The sequence below is a fragment of the Aliterella sp. E5.1 genome, assembly GCF_057473825.1.
Window position 1 is genome coordinate 1 of record NZ_JBYCCV010000524.1, and the last position, 955, is coordinate 955.

At 46.9% G+C, this 955-nt stretch carries 1 protein-coding gene and 1 pseudogene; one reads left to right on the forward strand and one right to left on the reverse strand.

The window, feature by feature from the left end; translation table 11 throughout:
* A pseudogene (locus tag AC2VE5_RS28755) lies at window positions 1-296 on the forward strand (IS4 family transposase); the annotation flags it as partial.
* Here the strand turns inward: AC2VE5_RS28755 and AC2VE5_RS28760 are convergent.
* On the reverse strand, window positions 273-955 hold a 683-nt coding region (locus AC2VE5_RS28760), incomplete at its 5' end, for an AlbA family DNA-binding domain-containing protein (protein WP_486890919.1). The pseudogene AC2VE5_RS28755 and the gene AC2VE5_RS28760 sit on opposite strands and share 24 nt — an antisense overlap.

Genomic DNA, 955 nt, shown 5'->3' on the forward strand with positions numbered 1-955 from the left:
GGATTGAAACCCTCTTTGGCATTTTCAAGACCCGTGGCTTTTGTCTCGAATCGACCCACCTGCAAGACCCAGAACGCCTCAGTAAGTTGTTTGCCTTGCTGACTCTGGCACTGTGCTGGGCGTTTCGCACTGGCCAATGGTTGCATCAGCTCAAGCCATTGCAGGTGAAAAAGCATCGACGACGGGCTAAGAGTATCTTTCGCTACGGCTTTGACCATCTGCGCTGCATTGTACTCAATTTAGATTACAAATCCGATGAGTTCTATGAGGTGCTACATTTTTTGTCCTGTACTTAGAAATTCTTCATATTCGTAGGATCGAGACGGGTAACCAAACTGTTTAGACACTCCAAACGAGGAATACATGCGCAGCTGCTCTAACTCTTGGTAAAGCGCCCGTAACTGAGCCAGATCGTATTTAACCTTCTGAATCTCCTGGCTTGTTGCCTGCGTTCTTCGGGATAGGAGGCGTTGAATCTCGTCATGATTAGCCTCTGTAGATTCTGTGGCCCTGCGCACGTAAATGCAATTGTCTCTTATGTCCTTTCCACTCCGTTTGGACAGATGTGGAATGGAACTCTCATCAGATTCAACTGTCAAAACCTGAAATTTCCGACCTCTGATCTGCGTGTACTCGCTCTCAGGATCAAACGAGAAATTCAGTACTTCCCATCTCACTCCATCCGGAACGTACTGCTTTAGCTTCTTTCCTACGTCTACCTTGTCAGTTATCTCATTGAGTCCCTGGTGATTAAGCGTTCCGTCCTCGTTCTCAGCCACGCCTACGATTAATGTGCCTCCTCCGGAATTAGCAATGGCCAAAACATGCTTCGCAACTTTAGGGAAATCTGGCCACTCAGCCTTAAAATCAAATTGATCGGCTTCCCCGAAATTCTCACGAAGTAGTTCCTTGAAACTATCGCGAGTCGGAGTTTCAAAGAACTGGGCAAAACTAT